Source organism: Kribbella sp., from assembly GCF_035655035.1.
Taxonomy (GTDB): domain Bacteria; phylum Actinomycetota; class Actinomycetes; order Propionibacteriales; family Kribbellaceae; genus Kribbella.
The window spans coordinates 1-16,031 of sequence record NZ_DASRVN010000149.1; the positions used below are offsets into that span (position 1 = coordinate 1).

Annotated in this window: 21 protein-coding genes; 15 read left to right on the forward strand and 6 right to left on the reverse strand. The window is 69.3% G+C overall.

Annotated elements, in window-relative coordinates; translation table 11 throughout:
* Together VFF46_RS08460 and VFF46_RS08465 are read left to right on the forward strand one after the other, a co-directional pair.
* Nucleotides 1–757: acetyl-CoA C-acyltransferase (locus VFF46_RS08460; RefSeq protein ID WP_325036475.1), on the forward strand; the 757-nt coding region annotated here is incomplete at its 5' end.
* Nucleotides 757–1,509, forward strand: coding sequence for an SDR family oxidoreductase (locus VFF46_RS08465; protein WP_325036476.1), 753 nt, complete (start codon nt 757–759; stop codon nt 1,507–1,509). The genes VFF46_RS08460 and VFF46_RS08465, both read left to right, overlap by 1 nt.
* Here the strand turns inward: VFF46_RS08465 and VFF46_RS08470 are convergent.
* The gene (locus tag VFF46_RS08470; protein WP_325036477.1) at nt 1,506–2,081 is read right to left on the reverse strand and encodes a TIGR03086 family metal-binding protein; all 576 of its coding nucleotides are present in this window, start codon (nt 2,079–2,081) and stop codon (nt 1,506–1,508) included. The genes VFF46_RS08465 and VFF46_RS08470 overlap by 4 nt on opposite strands.
* A 54-nt stretch (nt 2,082–2,135) precedes the next feature.
* Between VFF46_RS08470 and VFF46_RS08475 the strand changes: the two genes are divergently transcribed.
* The 3 genes from VFF46_RS08475 (at nt 2,136) to VFF46_RS08485 (ending at nt 5,180) form a co-directional block, all read left to right on the forward strand.
* Complete coding sequence (locus VFF46_RS08475; RefSeq protein WP_325036478.1) at nt 2,136–3,107, forward strand: helix-turn-helix transcriptional regulator; 972 nt, start codon at nt 2,136–2,138, stop codon at nt 3,105–3,107.
* Between the two features lie 190 nt (nt 3,108–3,297).
* Nucleotides 3,298–4,203, forward strand: a complete 906-nt coding sequence (locus tag VFF46_RS08480) for a GNAT family N-acetyltransferase (protein WP_325036479.1) — start codon at nt 3,298–3,300, stop codon at nt 4,201–4,203.
* A gap of 92 nt (nt 4,204–4,295) precedes the next feature.
* Nucleotides 4,296–5,180 carry a GNAT family N-acetyltransferase gene (locus VFF46_RS08485; RefSeq protein ID WP_325036480.1) on the forward strand — a complete coding sequence of 295 codons (885 nt, stop codon included), beginning with the start codon at nt 4,296–4,298 and terminating at the stop codon, nt 5,178–5,180.
* An 8-nt stretch (nt 5,181–5,188) separates the two neighbouring features.
* Here the strand turns inward: VFF46_RS08485 and VFF46_RS08490 are convergent, their stop codons facing one another.
* Entirely contained in the window at nt 5,189–5,644 is a 456-nt protein-coding gene (locus VFF46_RS08490) for a MaoC family dehydratase (protein ID WP_325036481.1), read from the reverse strand.
* Nucleotides 5,645–5,653: 9 nt separating this feature from the next.
* Entirely contained in the window at nt 5,654–6,409 is a 756-nt protein-coding gene (locus tag VFF46_RS08495) for an SDR family oxidoreductase (RefSeq protein ID WP_325036482.1), read from the reverse strand.
* Nucleotides 6,410–6,499: 90 nt separating this feature from the next.
* Here VFF46_RS08495 and VFF46_RS08500 point away from each other — a divergent pair, with 90 nt between their 5' ends.
* The 4 genes from VFF46_RS08500 to VFF46_RS08515 are packed head-to-tail and all read left to right on the forward strand — an operon-like array spanning nt 6,500 to nt 8,230.
* Nucleotides 6,500–6,925, forward strand: coding sequence for a thioesterase family protein (locus VFF46_RS08500; protein WP_325036483.1), 426 nt, complete (start codon nt 6,500–6,502; stop codon nt 6,923–6,925).
* On the forward strand, nt 6,925–7,341 hold the full coding sequence (locus VFF46_RS08505) for an acyl-CoA thioesterase (RefSeq protein WP_325036484.1): 417 nt from the start codon (nt 6,925–6,927) through the stop codon (nt 7,339–7,341). Before VFF46_RS08500 ends, VFF46_RS08505 begins: the two co-directional genes overlap by 1 nt.
* 15 nt (nt 7,342–7,356) lie before the next feature.
* Nucleotides 7,357–7,776, forward strand: a complete 420-nt coding sequence (locus tag VFF46_RS08510) for a globin (RefSeq protein ID WP_325036485.1) — start codon at nt 7,357–7,359, stop codon at nt 7,774–7,776.
* A gap of 25 nt (nt 7,777–7,801) precedes the next feature.
* Entirely contained in the window at nt 7,802–8,230 is a 429-nt protein-coding gene (locus tag VFF46_RS08515) for an OsmC family protein (RefSeq protein ID WP_325036486.1), read from the forward strand.
* A 47-nt stretch (nt 8,231–8,277) separates the two neighbouring features.
* Here VFF46_RS08515 and VFF46_RS08520 read toward each other — a convergent pair whose 3' ends face one another.
* On the reverse strand, nt 8,278–9,276 hold the full coding sequence (locus tag VFF46_RS08520; RefSeq protein WP_325036487.1) for a chitinase: 999 nt from the start codon (nt 9,274–9,276) through the stop codon (nt 8,278–8,280).
* Between the two features lie 112 nt (nt 9,277–9,388).
* Nucleotides 9,389–10,015 (reverse strand): mechanosensitive ion channel family protein, encoded by a 627-nt coding sequence (locus VFF46_RS08525; protein ID WP_325036488.1) that lies wholly within the window; start codon nt 10,013–10,015, stop codon nt 9,389–9,391.
* Nucleotides 10,016–10,167: 152 nt separating this feature from the next.
* On the opposite strand from VFF46_RS08525, the gene VFF46_RS08530 reads away from it, so the two are divergent.
* From VFF46_RS08530 to VFF46_RS08555, 6 genes are all read left to right on the forward strand, one after another.
* Nucleotides 10,168–11,175 (forward strand): hypothetical protein, encoded by a 1,008-nt coding sequence (locus tag VFF46_RS08530; protein WP_325036489.1) that lies wholly within the window; start codon nt 10,168–10,170, stop codon nt 11,173–11,175.
* Between the two features lie 52 nt (nt 11,176–11,227).
* A complete protein-coding gene (gene malQ / locus VFF46_RS08535; protein WP_325036490.1) occupies nt 11,228–13,345 on the forward strand; it encodes a 4-alpha-glucanotransferase in 2,118 nt (705 codons plus the stop codon).
* A gap of 86 nt (nt 13,346–13,431) precedes the next feature.
* The gene (locus VFF46_RS08540; protein WP_325036491.1) at nt 13,432–13,935 is read left to right on the forward strand and encodes a hypothetical protein; all 504 of its coding nucleotides are present in this window, start codon (nt 13,432–13,434) and stop codon (nt 13,933–13,935) included.
* Nucleotides 13,936–14,137: 202 nt separating this feature from the next.
* Entirely contained in the window at nt 14,138–14,428 is a 291-nt protein-coding gene (locus tag VFF46_RS08545) for a hypothetical protein (protein ID WP_325036492.1), read from the forward strand.
* Nucleotides 14,415–14,816, forward strand: coding sequence for a DUF5130 family protein (locus tag VFF46_RS08550; RefSeq protein WP_325036493.1), 402 nt, complete (start codon nt 14,415–14,417; stop codon nt 14,814–14,816). The genes VFF46_RS08545 and VFF46_RS08550 overlap by 14 nt, the downstream gene beginning before the upstream one ends.
* Nucleotides 14,816–15,397: a GNAT family protein gene (locus VFF46_RS08555; RefSeq protein ID WP_325036494.1), complete on the forward strand. Its 582-nt coding sequence runs from the start codon at nt 14,816–14,818 to the stop codon at nt 15,395–15,397. Before VFF46_RS08550 ends, VFF46_RS08555 begins: the two co-directional genes overlap by 1 nt.
* On the opposite strand, the gene VFF46_RS08560 is transcribed toward VFF46_RS08555, so the two are convergent.
* The gene (locus tag VFF46_RS08560) at nt 15,379–15,972 is read right to left on the reverse strand and encodes a hypothetical protein (protein WP_325036495.1); all 594 of its coding nucleotides are present in this window, start codon (nt 15,970–15,972) and stop codon (nt 15,379–15,381) included. The two genes, VFF46_RS08555 and VFF46_RS08560, sit on opposite strands and share 19 nt — an antisense overlap.
* Nucleotides 15,973–16,031: the final 59 nt, after the last annotated feature.

A 16,031-nucleotide genomic window follows, 5' to 3' on the forward strand; every position in this document is an offset into this window, starting at 1 on the left:
CACCTGGCACGACCCGCGGGCCGACGGGCAGATCCCGGACATCTACATCGCGATGGGCCAGACCGCGGAGAACGTCGCGACGCTGCGGGGCATCAGCCGCGCGGAGCAGGACGTGTTCGGTGTCCGCTCGCAGAACCTGGCCGAGAAGGCGATCAACAACGGGTTCTTCGCGCGGGAGATCACGCCGGTGACGCTGCCGGACGGGACCGTGGTGAGCAAGGACGACGGCCCGCGCCCGGGGACCACGCTGGAGGGTGTCAGCGGCCTGAAGCCGGTCTTCCGCCCCGACGGCACGGTCACGGCCGGCAACTGCTGCCCGCTGAACGACGGCGCCGCGGCGGTCGTGATCATGAGCGACACCAAGGCGCGGGAGCTCGGCCTGACGCCGCTGGCGCGGATCGTGTCGACCGGGGTCAGTGGTCTGTCGCCGGAGATCATGGGCCTCGGTCCGGTGGAGGCGTCCAAGCAGGCGCTGGCGCGGGCCGGAATGAGCATCAACGACATCGACCTGGTCGAGATCAACGAGGCGTTCGCGGTCCAGGTGATCGGGTCGGCGCGCGAGCTCGGCATCGACGAGGACAAGCTGAACGTGCACGGCGGCGCGATCGCGCTCGGCCACCCGTTCGGGTCGACCGGTGCGCGGATCATGACCACGCTGGTCAACGGCCTGCAGTTCGAGGACAAGCAGTTCGGCCTCGAGACGATGTGCGTCGGCGGCGGGCAGGGCATGGCGATCGTGCTCGAGCGTCTCAGCTGATGACTTTGGACGGCCGCACGGCGATCGTCACCGGAGCCTCTCGTGGGATTGGGCTGGCGATCGCCCAGCGTCTGGTCGCCGACGGTGCGCGGGTTGTCATCACCGCCAGGACCCAGGAGACGCTGGACGAGGCCGTGCAGACCCTGGGCGGTCGTGAGCACGCTCTTGGGATCGCGGGCAACGCTGCAGATCCTTCGCATCGCGGTGCGGTCGTCGCGGCCGCGGTAGCGACGTACGGCTCGGTGGATCTGCTGGTGAACAACACCGGCATCAACCCGATCTACGGGAAGCTGCTGGATGTGGACCAGGCGGTGGCGGCCAAGATGGTCGACACCAACGTGCTGGCTGCGATCGCCTGGGTGAAGGCGTGCCGGGACGCGTGGATGGGCTCACACGGCGGTGCGGTGGTGAACCTGTCGTCCGTGGCCGGTCTGGCGCCGTCGCCGGGCATCGGGTGGTACGGCGCCACCAAGGCGATGGTGTCGCGGGTAACGCAGGAGCTGGCGGTGGAGCTGGCTCCGGCGATCCGGGTGAACGCCGTGGCTCCGGCGGTGGTCAAGACCAAGTTCGCCGGAGCGCTCTACGAAGGACGTGAGGACGAGGTCGCGGCGTCATACCCACTGGGTCGCCTTGGCCGGCCGGAGGACGTCGCGTCGCTGGTCTGGTTCCTGCTGTCCGACGAGGCGTCCTGGATCACCGGCCAGACGATCACGATCGACGGTGGCCTCACGCTCAACGGCGGGATCGTCTAGGGCTGACGACCCTGCCATGCGGCCAGCTGGTCGTACGGCGATGCGTCGTCGGCTACTTGCACCACAGGCTCGAACGGGACGTGGCCGCCGCGCTGATCGGCTGGAATGAACTGCTGCACCATCGGCAGCACCTGTGTCGCCACAGCGTCGTCCAGCTCGCTCAGACGACCTGTGGCCTTCGCCAGGTCCCATGAGTGCGTCGTGAGTTCGCCTGTGTAGCCAGCGATCGCGGCGGCACCTGGCAGCGTTCCCCACGGCAGCTTGCAGGTCCGGCCGAGCACCGCGTCGTCGGCGAGGGTCGCGTCGAGCGCGGCGCGTCGTTCCTTCCAGGTCGTCGGTACGTCGTCGACGCCCGTGCTCACCACTGGGATCGTCAGCGGATCGCCGCCCTGCAGTGCGAGGTTGATGCGCGCGAGGACACTCAGCAGGTGCCCCTGCAGAGTGCTGACGTCGTACTCGTCGCACGGCGTCGGCAAGGTGAGGTGGTCCGGGCTGGTCGTGGTAACGAGCTGTTGCGTCTGGTTGAGGGCGCGGACGAACAGCGGGCGGGGGTCGTTCTCAACGAAGGTCATGCAGAAAGCATCGCAGGGTATATACGACATCTCCTGTCCCATATTGTTGGGGTCATGCGGGCGGACCGGTTGTTGCAGATCATCTTGTTGTTGCAGCGGCACGAGCGGTTGAGCGCGCGGGAGCTCGCGGAGCGGCTGGAGGTGTCGTCGCGGACGGTCATGCGGGACATGGAGGCGCTGTCCGCGGCCGGGGTGCCGGTGTACTCCGAGCGGGGGCGTAACGGGGGCTGTGTGCTGCTCCCGGGGTACAGGGCCGACGTCAGCGAGCTCACGCCGCGTGAGGCGCAAGCGTTGTTCGCCTGGTCCGGACGGGCCGCGCTGTCGGACGAGCTAGGGCTGCAGGACGCGCTGCACACCGCGATGGGCAAGCTGTCCGCGACGTTGCCGGCGGAGCTGCAGGGCGACGCGGACGCGCTGTCCGGTGCGATCGTGGTCGACCGGCGCCGGTGGTTCGCGGACGCCGAGGACACCGGGGCCTTGCCGGTACTGCGGCAAGCGGTCGTCAAGCGCCGTCGGGTGCGGCTGCGATACGCGTCGGCCAGTGCGGGCGTGCAGCAACGAACGGTCGACCCGTGGGGGCTGGTGGAGCAAGCGGGCCGCTGGTACCTCGTGGCGGCGCATCGCGGGGTCGCGCGGATGTACCGGGTGTCACGGGTCGAGCAGGCCGATCTCCTGGACGAGGCAGCGGAGCGGCCCGACTTGCTCGACGTACGGGCGGAGTGGGAGCGGTTGCGGGCCGGGCTGGAGCGGCAGGCACCGGTCGGCGTCGACGTACTGGTCCGGGTACGGCCGGACAAGGTCGAGCTGATCCGGCGGATCAGTGCGCCGATGCTGGCCAAGGGCGAGGTGCCGCGGGAGGTGCCGTCCGACGACGAGTGGCCGCGCCTGCGGCTGCACTTCCGGATCCGGGAGGCGGCGTGCGGCGTACTGCTCGGGCTCGCGGGCGACCTGGAGGTGCTGGAACCGGCCGAGCTGCGGGACCGGATGCTCGAGCTCGCGCGGGCCGCGGTCGCGACGTACGGCTGAGATGCGGACGCCCCGCCGCCGGTGACCCCGTCGCGTGCAACCACGATGGCACTTCCGGCGGTCGGGGCATTCAGTCCGACAGCACCGCGCCACTTTAATACGAGTTCGCCCTACAGCCGAATCACGAGACTCGCGCGATCACGTCTCTTAATGCGTGGCGACGGTGCGGGAGCGTGGTTAGGGTCCGGGCATGACGACTCGGGCGGTGGTACGGCAGGCCGTGGTGGACGATGCCGAGGCGGTGGCGGCGGTCCGGCGGGTGGTGTACCCGTACAAGGCGATGTCGGCGCAGGCGCTGCGGCACATGATCACCGTGCAGTCGCCGGGGGAGCGATTCCTGCCGCTGGTCGCCGTCCGCGACGGAGAGGTGGTCGCGTGGGGATCGGCCGGGCTGAACGTCTGGACGAGTGAGCCGGGCCAGTCGGAGATCTCCGTCTACGTACATCCGGACCATCGCAAGCAGGGCATCGGCACCGAGCTCGCCGAGCGGCTGCACCAGCACCTGACCGAGGTGGGCGCGGTCCGGGTGCGGACGTTCGTGCACCCCGACGGTCTCGAGTTCGCCCGCAACCTCGGGTACGACGGGACCCGGCAGATGCACTACGCCGGCCTCGACCTGACGGCGGAGCTGCCCGCGCAGCCGCCGACGCCGGACGGGATCGAGCTCGTCAGCTTCGACGCCGTCGACCCACGAACGGCGTACACGGCCGACACGATCGCGTCCCTGGACGAGCCGAGCGACTCGCCGCTGGACGCGGTCGAGTACGACCAGTGGCTCGAGGAGATCTGGAACAGCCCGTCAATGGACAAGTCGCTCAGCATCGGCGCGATGGCCGGCGACGAGATGGTCGCGTTCACCGTGGTCGAGCCCGCCACGGACCGGATCTGGTCGGGCATGACCGGCACGATCCCGGCCTACCGCGGCAAGGGCCTCGCGAAGCTGGTGAAGTCGGTCGCCCTCCGCCGGGCAGCCGCCGCCGGGATGACGTCGGCGTACACCTCCAACGACGACGAGAACGGCCCGATGCTTGCCGTCAACAACTGGCTCGGCTACCACCGCGTCCAGACCGAACTGGGCCTGCTGCGAACCCTCTGAGACGGAGCTGTAATCGGGTTCCTTCTGGTCTGCACCTGAAACGACGTTAGATTCCTGGGTACTTGGTTGTTGGAGTGCCCAAGGAGTTTTGGATGGAGATCAGGGCGGCAGGATCCGGAGACGTCGATCAGGCACTGGCGCTGCACGACGAACTGGTGCCGTATCTGGTGACCACCCGGGGCATGCTGACCCGTCGGCTCGCGCGGCCAGTGGTGCCGGGGCAGGCGACGTTCGCGGCGTTCGAGGCCGGCGAACTGGTGGGGTGGGCAACGACCGGGCTGATCGGTGGGTCGGATCCGCTGGACGGGGAGTTGCGGTTGCTGGTCCGGCCGGAGTACCGGCGGCGGGGGATCGGTACGCGGTTGCTGGAGGCAACGCACGCGAACCTGCGGGCGGCGGGCGCGACGACCGCGCGGGTGTTCGCGGATCCGTCCGCGGTGGGGTGGGCCGCGCGGTCCGGGTACCGGCAGACGCGGCAGGTGCACTACGCGGGCATCGATCCGCGGAAGGTACTGGAACGGCCCGAGCCGCCGTCCGCGGTCCGGCTGGTCCCGCTCACCGACGTCGAGCCGGAGGCGCTGTACGCCGCCGACGTGGTTGCCCAGCGCACCAAACCCGGAGACGCGAAGATCTCCGCCCGGCCGTACGACGACTGGCTCGCCGCCGTGTGGCAGTCCGAGGACACGGTGCTCGACCTGAGCATGGCGGCGACGTACCGCGGCCAGATCGTGGCGTTCACGAGGGGCCTCGGCGACCACACGATGATCTGGTCGAAGATGACCTCGACGCTCCCGGAGTACCGCGGTCGCGGCCTCGCGAAGCTGGTGAAGGCGGCCGCCCTGCACCGCGCCGCCGACGCCGGCGTGCAGGGCGCTTACACCGCCAACTACGACGGCAACCTCCCGATGCTCGCCGTCAACGAGTGGCTCGGCTACCACCGGATCGCGACACACGCGGTCCTGATCTGCCCGCTCTGACGAACAAGTCAGGGGACCAGCAGTACGACGGTCTCCGCGACGCAGGCGGGTTTCGTGGAGTTCTCCAGCTCGATCACCCAGTTGAGCGACACCTGGACACCGGCCGGGGTTTCGACGGCGTTCGAGATCGAGGCGCCGGCGCGGACCCGGCTGCCGACCGGGACCGGCGCCGGGAAGCGGACCTTGTTCACGCCGTAGTTGAGCTTCGCCGTCACGCCGTCGACCTTGAACAGCTCGTCACCGAAGCGGGCGATCAGGCTCAGCGTCAGGTAGCCGTGCGCGATCGTCCCGCCGTACGGGCCCTTGGCGGCCCGCTCGACGTCGACGTGGATCCACTGGTGGTCACCGGTCGCGTCGGCGAACTGGTTCACCTGCTCCTGGGTGATCTCCAGCCACTCGGTCTCGCCGAGCCGGGCGCCGACGGCGTGCGACACCTCGTCGACGCCGTTGAAGGTCTGCGGCATGGTGGCTCCTCAGTTCCGGGGTCCGCCGGCGACGTACAGGACCTGGCCGGAGACGAAGCCGGCCTCCTCGCTGCAGAAGAACGACGCGGCGGCGGCGATGTCCTCCGGCTTCCCGGTGCGCTGCACCGGGATGGTCGCGGCGGTCGCCTTCTTGAACTCCTCGAAGTCGACGCCGACCCTGGCCGCGGTGGCCGCCGTCATGTCGGTCTCGATGAAGCCCGGGGCGATCGCGTTCGCGGTGACGCCGAACTTACCCAACTCGATCGCCAGCGTCTTCGCCAGCCCCTGCAGGCCGGCCTTCGCGGACGCGTAGTTCGCCTGGCCGCGGTTGCCGAGCGCCGAGGTCGACGACAGGAAGACCATCCGGCCGTACTTGGCCTCGACCATGTGCGCCTGGCAGGCCTTCGACATCAGGAAGCTGCCCTTGAGGTGCACCGACATGACCGTGTCCCAGTCGTCCTCGGACATCTTGAACAGCAGGTTGTCCCGCAGTACGCCGGCGTTGTTCACCAGGATCGTCGGCGCCCCGAGCTCGGCGGCCACCCGCTCGACGGCGGCCGCGACCTGGTCGGACCTGCTGACGTCGGCGCCGACCGCGATGGCCTTCCCGCCGGCCTCGGTGATCGCCTGGACGGTGCCCGCGCAGGCGCCCTCGTCGAGGTCGACGACCGCGACGGCGTTCCCGTCCGCGGCGAGCCGCCGCGCGACGGCCGCGCCGATTCCCCGGGCCGCCCCGGTCACGATCGCCACACGCTGCTGGCTCATCAACCACTCCAATCGGTGCACTGGTCTGCAGAAGATGACATTACCCACGGTCTGTCACGCCGGAAGTACCGCGGATGACATGATCGCCGTGTGGATCATCACAACCGCCACGTCTACCACTGCCCGCTGCGCTGGGGCGACATGGACGCGCTAGGACACGTCAACAACGGCCGGTACGTCGACTACCTGCAGGACGCCCGCGTCGACTTCCTGTTCCGGACCGCGAAGGAGCTCGGCGCCGACACCCTGGAGACCGGGCTGCTGGTCGCCCGGCACGAGGTGCAGTACCGGGCACCGCTGCACTTCCGCCCGGAGCCGGTCCGGATCGAGCTCTGGATCAGCGAGATCCGGGCCGCGTCGTTCACGGTCGACTACGAGATCCTGGACGCGGAGCCGGAACGCCGTACCTATGTCGAGGCCCGCACCCGGCTGGTGCCCTTCGACTTCACGGCGAACCGCCTGCGCCGGATCTCCCCGGAGGAGCGGACCGCTCTGGAGAAGCTGGTGGGTGCCTGATGTACACGTACCAGGTCCAGGTCCGGTGGTCGGACATCGACTCGTACGACCACGTCAACAACGTCCGGTACTTCGACTACCTGCAGGAGGCGCGGATCGGGTTCCTCAGCGAGCTGATGGCGGCGACCGGCGACTACTTCGAGCAGTACCCGTGCGTCCTGGTCAGCCAGACGGTCGACTACCTGCGCCCGATCCTGCTCCGGCACCCGCCGTACGACGTGGACGTGTGGATCGCCGCGGTCGGGACGTCGTCGTACACGCTCGGCTCCCGGATCGTCGACCGCAGCGGTGAATCGGACGACGTGTACGCGAAGGCGGAGTCGGTGATCGTCGCCGTCGACGGCCTGACCCACGCGAAACGGCCCCTCGGAGACGACGAACGGGCAGCCCTGCTGCAGCACGTTGTGAGCAGTTGAGAGACTTGATCCGACATGACTGAGCAGCAGAGCTTCTACGACGCCGTCGGTGGGGCGGACACCTTCCACCGCTTGGTGGCCGCGTTCTACCGCGGCGTTGCCGCCGACCCCGAGCTGCGGGCGATGTATCCGGAGGAGGACCTCGGCCCGGCCGAGGTGCGGTTCCGGATGTTCCTCGAGCAGTACTGGGGCGGCCCCAAGACGTACTCCGAGCAGCGCGGGCACCCCCGGCTGCGGATGCGGCACGCCCCGTTCGCCGTCACCCCGAGCGCGCGGGACCGGTGGCTCGGCCACATGCGGGCCGCGCTGGACGAGCTCGCGCTGACGCCCGAGCGGGACGAGCAGATCTGGACCTACATGGTGATGGCCGCGCACAGCATGGTGAACACCGACGAACCGAACTACCCGGGCGCGATCGACGTGTCCGGGCGCTGAACCCTTCTAAGGAGACAACACGAGCATGGCTACCACCCGTACGGCGAAGGCTCACTGGGAAGGCTCGCTGATGGAGGGCGCCGGCCAGGTCGCCCTCGAGTCCTCCGGTGTCGGCACCTACGACGTCACCTGGGCCTCCCGCGCGAACGACGCCGGAGGCAAGACCAGCCCGGAAGAGCTGATCGCGGCCGCGCACTCCACCTGCTTCTCGATGGCCCTGTCGCACGCGCTGGCCGGCGCCGGTCACGCGCCGACGTCGATCGACACCCAGGCCGACGTGACCTTCCAGCCGGGCGAGGGCATCACCGGCATCAAGCTGTCCGTGAACGGCAACGTGCCCGGCCTGACCGCCGACGAGTTCGCCGAGTTCGCCGAGGGCGCGAAGAAGAACTGCCCGGTCTCGCAGGCGCTGTCCGCCGTCCCGATCACGCTGGACGTCACCTTCACAGCCTGAGTCCCGCACAGCAGTGCCCCGGCGCGATCGCCGGGGCACTCGTGTGTTCAGCGCCGGTACTGCGCGATCACCTTCGTGAAGTCGTACGCCTGCTGGGAGATCCCGCTGCAGGTGTCGCCGGCGCCGCCGCCCGAGCACTGCCGGTCCCGGTTGACGGCCCAGAACGTGAAGCGGGCCAGGTGGTGCTGCTGCGCGTACGAGAGCAGCGTCTGGAAGTCGGACAGGCGTACGGTCTCGCCGGAGTCGTCGGTCTTGCCGTTCATCGACGAGATGCCCATGTGCCGGTAGGCCTCGTCGTCGGAGTACCCGTAGGCGCTCTTCAGCCGGCCCTTGAGCCCTTCCTCCGCCTGCTTGGTGAGCGTGGCCATGTTGGTCGAGCCGCCGCCGAAGTCGAACGGCATCAGCACCCAGCCGTCGTTCGCCAGCCCCGCGGCCGCGCCCTTCTTGATCAGGTCCACACCTGCGGCGTCCGGGCCGCCCTGGTCGGTGCCCATCGTGATGTACGTCGTGATGCCCGGGTTCTTGCTCTTCACGATCTTCAGCGCGCCGACCACCCGCTGCCGGGCGGCCGAGCTGTGGAACTCGGTGTCCTCGATGTCGATGTCGATCGCCTTCAGCTTGTAGGCGTCGATCACCTTCTGGTACGCCCCGGCCAGTGCCGAGGCCGACGTGCACTTCTCGCCGAGCTTGTTGCCGGACCAGCCGCCGAACGACGGGATCACGTCGCCGCCGGCCGCCCGGATGCTGTTGATCGCGGACTGGTCGGACCCGCCGGTCAACGGCCGGCTGCCGTCCCACTTCGGGTTGCAGCCGCCGTCGGACAGCACGAACGCCAGCGTGAACCACTTGTTCCCGGCGGCCTTCATCACGTCGGCCGGCTTCTGCGGGTTCCCCCAGCCGAGATACAGGTACGGCGCCGCGGGCATCGCCGCCGCGTCGGCGGCCCGCACCTGCGGGCTGCTCACCGGCCGGGTGCTCGCCTGGGCGGCGGACGCGACACCGGTGGCCAGGCAGGCGGCGGTCACCGCGCTCACGAGGATCTTCATGACTCTCCTTGGATCGGGGGGCGGTCAGAGTCTCGAATCAATAGGAAGGTTTCCTAATGATTCTGCTCGATGATGGCCCTCCCGGCCGCGAAGCGTCAACAGCTGCCGGATCTCAGTCCTGTGCTTCCTCTTCCTTCTCGGTGCCGGAGCCGACGCCGGAGGAGCCGGTGCTGTTCGGGTCGCGGGTGGTCATGTTGCCGACCCGGAGCACCTCGCCGTTGCGGACGTACCAGGTGGTGCCGTCCTCGCCACGCAGCGTGGTGATCCGCAGGCCGACGGCGACCACGACGCCGGTCGCCTTCTCCATGTCGATCAGGTCGCCGACGCCGTACTGGTCCTCGAAGATCATGAACACGCCGGCCAGGAAGTCCTTCACCAGCGTCTGGGCGCCGAAGCCGAGCGCCACGCCGATGATGCTGGCGGACGCGATCACCGGCAGGATGTTGAACCCGAGCTCGGCCAGCACCATCACCACGAGAACGGCGGACAGCACGATCGTGACCGCGCTGGTCAGCAGCGAGGCGATCGTCTCCGCGCGCTGGGCCCGGCGCTCGTTGGCGAGGGTGTTCTCGACGAACTCCTGGCCGCGTTTGGACTTCGCCAGTACGCCGGCCACCGCGCCGTTGCCGGTCCGCCGGGCGAACCGGCGGATGAGCTTGTGCAGCACCCAACGCAGCACGAAGAAACCGATGATCAGTCCGGCGATCCGGGCCGGGACGACGATGATCTGATCGGTCATCTCCAGTTGCCCGTTCGAGCCCGTCCGGAAGAAGGTCGGGAAGGAGCTCGGCAGCGAAAACAGGGGGTGACTGACTAGGGACACAAGGTAGCTGGTCAGAATAGGCATCTCGCCGCCTGATCGTAGTAGGGCTGACAAGGAGAAGCGATCGCATGTCGAGCCGGCTGGACGACGAGCTTTCGAGGCTCGTGAGTGCTGGTGTGCTGCGCCAGTACCAGGCCGACTCGATCCGGGACGCCGCCGACGCGGAGATCGACGCGGCGCTCGCGGATCCGGGCCGGCCACCGCATCGCGGGGAGCCCGCCGGGTCCACGGAGGCGGCCAAGCCGAAGATCCCGCCGGCAGCGGTCCATACCAATGCCCTGGTCGAGGTGCTCGGGTACGTCGGCGGCGCCCTGCTGCTCGGCGCCGTCGCGCTCCTGACCTTGGCGAACTGGGGTGAGATGGGCCGCGCGGCGCGGATCAGCACCGGCACCACGGCCGCCGTCGTACTGCTCGGTGTCGCCGTGGTTCTGGCCTTGCTGGGACGTCGTGCACAGCTGAGTGCGGCGCTCGCTTCGCTGGGGTGCTGCGTGGCCGGGTTCGCGACGTTCGTGGCCATCGAGGGGGAGGCCGGACGGGTCGCCGGGGTGGTCCTGGCGCTCGCGCTGGCGGCCGGTGGACTGTGGTGGCTGAAGGAGTCTTCGTTGCTGGTGGCAACGTTCGGGATCCTGGCCGTCGGTGTGCTGGTGATCACCTCGGACGTCCTGACTCCGGACACCGCGTCGGCCGCGAACAGCGCCGGGATCGCCGGGACCGGTTTCATCATCGTCGCGTTCGTGTTCGCGATGCTCGGCCTGGTCCGCGATCAGGTGACGTCGTGGTCACTCGCCGGAGCCGCGATGTTCAGCTCGTCGATCTGCTGGCTGGTGCAGGAACGCGGCGAGATCATGGCGCTGGCCGTCGGTACGGCGGGACCTGCCGCGCTGCTGGTCGCGTACGGGCGGACACGGCGTTCGGCGTACGCCGTGGTGGGCTGTGCGATCCTCCTGGTGATCTGGCCGCTCTCCCTGTACCAACTGACCGACAACCTGGCCGGTGTGGCGATCGGGCTGGTCGTCGCGAGCGGGGTCCTGCTTCTGGCCGTCCTGATGCTCAGTCGCCGCCGATCGAACGCGTAACGCAACGCGCGCCGTTTCGCCGTCACGCTGTCGATACGGCAAACTCGCTGGGGTGACAGCTCCCACTCCGGCCCTTGTCGAGCTAGCAGTCGCCCATGGCGTGGCCACGGAGTACTGGAACTGGCAAGGCGAGCACGTGGTCGTTTCCAGTGAAGTCGTGTCCGACGTGCTCGCTGCACTCGGTGTCGACGCCTCTACGCCGCAGAAGGCCGCCCTTGCGCTGGCTGAGCACCAGCAGGCGCGCTGGCGCCGTACGCTGCCTGCCACCGTGGTGATGCGCGAGGGCTGGACGCCCTGGTTCGCCGTGCACCTGCCGCACGGGTCCGCGGCCGAGGTGTGGGTGGACCTGGAGGACGGCGGTCAGCGGCGGGACATCCCGCAGCAGGACCACTTGGTCGAGCCTGAGTGGATCGACGGCGTACAGGTCGGTGAGGCGACGTTCCAGCTGCCGGGAGACCTGCCGCTCGGCTACCACCGCCTGTGCGCACGGGTTGGCACCAACCCGGAGATCTCGGTCAGCACGCTGATCGTCACGCCGAGCAAGCTGGAGCCGGAGAAGCTGCCCCGTACGTGGGGCTGGGTCCTGCAGCTGTACTCCGTACGCTCCCGGCGCTCGTGGGGCATCGGCGACCTCCACGACCTGGGTGACCTCGCTGCGTGGTCTGCGCACGACCTGGGCGCCGGTTTCGTCCTGGTGAACCCCCTGCACGCTGCTGAGCTGGCCGGCCGTATGGAGCCGTCGCCGTACCTCCCGGCGTCACGGCGGTTCGGGAACCCGATCTACCTGCGGATCGAGGACATCGACGAGTACGGCGACCTCGCACCGCTGGAGCGCGACCAGGTACGGGCGTTGGCGCTGCAGGCGCGGGCGCTGAGCGAGGACTCGACCGCGCTGGACCGCGACACCGTGTGGGCGGCCAAGCGGGAGGCGCTCCAGGTGCTGTTCCGCGTGCAGCCGTCGGTGGGGCGGATCGCGGAGTACGGCGCGTACTGCGACCGCGAGAGCCAGGGCCTGATCGACTTCGCGACCTGGGCCGCGATCTCCGACGTCCATGGCCCGGAGTGGAGCAAGTGGCCGGAGGAGCTGCAGGAGCCGGCCGCGCCGGCCGTTGTTGCCTTCCGCAACGAAAACCCCGACGCGGTCGAGTTCCACTGCTGGTTGCAGTGGCAGCTGGACGAGCAGCTGGGGCGTACGCAGGCCCGGGCGAAGGCGGCCGGGATGGCGCTGGGCGTCGTCCACGATCTGGCGGTCGGTGTGCATCCCGACGGCGCCGACGCGTGGGCGTTGCAGCACGTGCTCGCGCCGAACATCCACGTCGGCGCCCCGCCGGACGCGTTCAACCAGCAGGGACAGGACTGGTCGCAGCCGCCGTGGCGCCCGAACGCGCTGGCCGAGACCGGGTACGCCGCCTGGCGGGACCTGGTGCGGGCGGTGATGCGGCACGGCGGCGGGCTGCGGATCGACCACATCCTCGGGATGTTCCGGCTGTGGTGGGTGACGTCGCCGGAGCGGCCTACCGAGGGCACGTACGTGCGGTACGACCACGAGGCGCTGGTCGGGATCCTGGTCCTGGAGGCGCAGCGTGCCGGTGTCACCGTGATCGGTGAGGACCTGGGCACCGTTGAGCCGTGGGTGCGTGACTACCTCACTGAACGCGGCGTACTCGGCACGTCGGTGCTCTGGTTCGAGCGGGACGGCAACGGGAAGCCCTTGGCGCCGGAGCGGTGGCGGGAGCTGTGTCTGGCCACTGTGACGACCCATGACCTCCCGCCGACGGCTGGGTACCTGGCAGGCGACCACGTGGAGCTGCGGAACCGCCTAGGGCTGCTGACGCGACCTGTGGCCGAAGAGCTCGCTGTTGACGAGGCAGACCGCGACGCGTGGCTCAACGCGCTCCGCGAGCGTCACCTGCTCAGTAACACCGACGGGGACGTCGAGCGGATCGTCGAGGCGCTGCACCGGTACGTCGCACACACGCCCGCGAAGCTGGTCGGCGTCGCGCTGACCGATGCGGTGGGCGAGCGCCGTACCCAGAACCAGCCGGGCACCACCGACGAGTACCCGAACTGGCGGGTCCCGCTCGGCGGTCCGGAGGGCGACCCGGTCCTGGTCGAGGACCTGCCGAACAACCTTCGCTTACGCCGGCTGATCGGCGCGCTGAACATCTAGCCTTTTCGTCAACCTGACGTTTCGGCAATATCTTTCGCGGGAAGTTCACTTCATGAAAAACCGCCCCGTTTTCAAGGAGTGTCCCCATGAAGTCAGTGCTCCGACGTGTCGTCGTACCGCTCGTCGCCGTCCTCGCCGGGCTGCTGCCCGGTGTCGTGGTGGTCGAACAGGCGTCCGCGCTCACCAAGATGACGCATGCGCAGGCGACCGCGATCTTCCGCGCGGCCGGCATCACCTGGTCGTCCAGCGGTAACTGCTCGAACCGCAACGTGGCGAGCTGCACGTCGTTCGACCAGATCAACGACAGCACCGTGTACGGCGTTCGCACGCTCAAGACCGCGAGCGGGTGCGCGATCAACATCACCGGTGGGACCGAGACCGGGCACGCCAGCGGTACGTACAGCCACTGGAACGGGTACAAGGTCGACGTCTCGAAGTACACCTGTGTCGGGAACTACATCCACAACACGTTCACCCGGATCGCCGACCGCGGCGACGGCTACCCGCAGTGGAGGTCGGGCGCCGGCAACATCTACGCGGATGAAGGCAGCCACTGGGACATCACGTACTACAACTGCGGCGGCTGCTGACAAGAACAGAACAAGCAGCCGCGCTTCGCGCGGGTTGTTGGAGGGCCCGCGCTTCGCGCGGGTTGTGGTGTGGTGCCGCGCTTCGCGCGGGTTGTTGCGGGAGGTCTGTGGCGGCCGCGCACCAGCTCCGCATCGGGAGGGGTCGTCGCCTTGGTGGCGGCCCCTCGGTCGTGGTGCGGGTGGGACGTACTAGGCTTCGAGCGTGATTGCAGAATTGTCCGGGCACTCCTTGCTGGTGTTCGTCGGGATTCCGGTGCTGGTGATCGCGGTGGTGGCGTTGCTGACGTTCTCCTCCTCGATCGCGAACGGCCCGCGGTACCGTCCGGGGCTGTCCTGGTGGGCGCCGCCGGTCTGGATCAACGGACCGTCCGCGACCAAGCCCGACCCCGCCAACCTGCCCGAGCTGCCGGAACTGACCAGCGCTCCGGGTGCCACCCCGACCGCCGGCACCGGTGTCGCCCGCACGATCGGAGGCGCAAGTGCCAGCTGGTGACGCTTTCACCCCTGACCAGCTTCACGACATCGAGCGGGCGGTGCGGAACGCCGAGGAGACGTCCGGCCTGCACTTCTCGGTGTACGTCGGCGGCGCCGACTCCGAGACCCGTCCGTTCGCGGTCGAGCTGCTGAACGAGCTGGACGACCCGGACAACACCGTCCTGGTGTACGTCGACCCGGCAGGCCGTCGGCTGGAGATCGTCACCGGCGAGCAGGCCCGCCGCCAGCTGTCGGACACGGCTGCCGGTCTGGCCGCGCTGACCATGCAGACCTCGTTCGCGACCGGTGACCTCGCCGGTGGTCTCGTCACCGGCATCCAGCAGCTCGGAGCGCACGCGCACCAGCCGCCGCTGCTGCACGCGAACAACGAGCCGCACAAGCTGTAGTGGCCGCCCTGCAGCCGCATCGCATCGAGCTCGGCGATGTGGTCCTGCGCCCGTTCCTCACGTCCGACGAAGCGGCGGTGGCGACCGCGCTGGAGGACCCCGGCATCCTGCGCTGGACTGCCGGGACCGCGGTCATCAGCTCACCCGCGAACCTGCGGGCCAGTCGGTGGCTGGAGCCGCGGATCGACGGCTGGGCGCGGGGCAACGCGGTCTTCGCGATCGCCGAGCAGGACACCGACCAGGTGATCGGCAACGTGACCCTGCGGGACGTGCATCGGGTTCCGGATCAGGCCGTCGCGGCGTACTGGGTGAGCCCGCTCGCCCGCGGCCGCCGGCTCGGCGCTCGCGCGCTGGACGCCGCCGCCCGGTGGGGTTTCGCGAAGGACGGCCTGCGGCTGCACCGCATCTCGCTCGACCACTCGCTCGTCAACGAGGGGTCCTGCCACGTCGCGCTCCGCGCCGGGTTCCGGCTCGAGGGCGTGATGCGCGAGTACTACGTCGAGCCGACCGGGCAGCGGCACGACTCGCACCTGCACGCCCGGCTCGCGACCGACGACGTACCTCAGCCTGCAGGTTCGTAGGTCGGGCACGGGCTCGGATACGCCGCCTGCGTCCGCGGGTCCTGGCACAGGTTGAGCAGCTGCTGGGACGACGTACCCGGACCGAGGTACACCACCCACGTACCGGTAACGGGCGCCAGTGAGCTGTCCGTCAGCCCCGGATACTGACCGTTCACCAGCATCGCCTTCGCCGGGATCCCGGCCCGGGTGACCTTCGTCGCGGTGGCCTTGGCCGTGTCGCCGGCATCGGCCGGGTACTTGTCAAGTACCGCGATCCACTCGCCGTGCTTGAACCGCGGCGACTCCGGGCCTGTGTTCACCGGTGGCAGCGTCGTCGCCTTGACCGTCGGCCGGGTCTGGGAAACCGGCGGTTTCCGGTCCGCCTTCGTCGCGCTTCCGGAGGCGGTGGTGGTCAGCGCGGCGGCCCCTCTGTCGGTCCCCGAACCCATCTGCAGCCCGTCCGCCGTCGGCCCGCTGGTCGTGCCACGCGTGAGGATGAACGCGAACACGGCGACCAGCGCCAGCCCGGCCACGATGCCCGCACTGACCGCGCTCCGCGATCGCTTCTTCTTCCTGCGATGCCCGACACGTGTCACGACAACGGTCCCTCCCCAAGAACTCCGGTGCAGCTTAAACCGAACTCCTGGGAAAGTGA

Bases quoted from the DNA above. Each gene is read 5' to 3' on its own strand.
- VFF46_RS08485 (WP_325036480.1), top strand. From the start codon at position 4,296: ATGGAGATCAGGGCGGCAGGATCCGGAGACGTCGATCAGGCACTGGCG.
- VFF46_RS08515 (WP_325036486.1), top strand. From the start codon at position 7,802: ATGGCTACCACCCGTACGGCGAAGGCTCACTGGGAAGGCTCGCTGATG.
- VFF46_RS08505 (WP_325036484.1), top strand. From the start codon at position 6,925: ATGTACACGTACCAGGTCCAGGTCCGGTGGTCGGACATCGACTCGTAC.
- VFF46_RS08470 (WP_325036477.1), bottom strand. From the start codon at position 2,081: ATGACCTTCGTTGAGAACGACCCCCGCCCGCTGTTCGTCCGCGCCCTC.
- VFF46_RS08480 (WP_325036479.1), top strand. From the start codon at position 3,298: ATGACGACTCGGGCGGTGGTACGGCAGGCCGTGGTGGACGATGCCGAG.
- VFF46_RS08490 (WP_325036481.1), bottom strand. From the start codon at position 5,644: ATGCCGCAGACCTTCAACGGCGTCGACGAGGTGTCGCACGCCGTCGGC.
- VFF46_RS08465 (WP_325036476.1), top strand. From the start codon at position 757: ATGACTTTGGACGGCCGCACGGCGATCGTCACCGGAGCCTCTCGTGGG.
- VFF46_RS08525 (WP_325036488.1), bottom strand. From the start codon at position 10,015: ATGACCGATCAGATCATCGTCGTCCCGGCCCGGATCGCCGGACTGATC.
- VFF46_RS08495 (WP_325036482.1), bottom strand. From the start codon at position 6,409: ATGAGCCAGCAGCGTGTGGCGATCGTGACCGGGGCGGCCCGGGGAATC.
- VFF46_RS08520 (WP_325036487.1), bottom strand. From the start codon at position 9,276: ATGAAGATCCTCGTGAGCGCGGTGACCGCCGCCTGCCTGGCCACCGGT.
- VFF46_RS08540 (WP_325036491.1), top strand. From the start codon at position 13,432: ATGAAGTCAGTGCTCCGACGTGTCGTCGTACCGCTCGTCGCCGTCCTC.
- VFF46_RS08510 (WP_325036485.1), top strand. From the start codon at position 7,357: ATGACTGAGCAGCAGAGCTTCTACGACGCCGTCGGTGGGGCGGACACC.
- VFF46_RS08530 (WP_325036489.1), top strand. From the start codon at position 10,168: ATGTCGAGCCGGCTGGACGACGAGCTTTCGAGGCTCGTGAGTGCTGGT.
- VFF46_RS08475 (WP_325036478.1), top strand. From the start codon at position 2,136: ATGCGGGCGGACCGGTTGTTGCAGATCATCTTGTTGTTGCAGCGGCAC.